This is a genomic window from Cobetia sp. SIMBA_158 (assembly GCF_046566945.1).
In the GTDB taxonomy this organism is placed as follows: Bacteria; Pseudomonadota; Gammaproteobacteria; order Pseudomonadales; family Halomonadaceae; genus Cobetia; species Cobetia amphilecti.
Genome location: NZ_JAWJYL010001018.1, coordinates 1 through 239 on the forward strand (window position 1 = coordinate 1; position 239 = coordinate 239).

Genomic DNA, 239 nt, shown 5'->3' on the forward strand with positions numbered 1-239 from the left:
TGCCGCACGCGGCAGAAGCCCACCCCGCGATGCCGACGACGGACGAAGTCGAACTCGCCATGCAGCGCATTCGCGCATGGCAGACGGCCTACGTCGACATGATCGAGACGCTGCCTTATCCGATCTTCGTCGAGCGGCGCGGCAGGATGCTGATGTGCAACGCGCGCGGCCGCGTGATGCTCGAGACGCTCGACGCCGACGGCGACGCGGCGGCCCGGCGCGTGCTGACGATCGTGCAC

1 protein-coding gene is annotated in these 239 nt (G+C 69.0%); it reads left to right on the forward strand.

Annotation, left to right across the window (positions count from 1 at the left end):
• Positions 1 to 29 precede the first annotated feature (29 nt).
• The coding region (locus R2R70_RS22880; RefSeq protein WP_410979328.1) for a hypothetical protein at positions 30 to 239 on the forward strand (210 nt) is incomplete at its 3' end.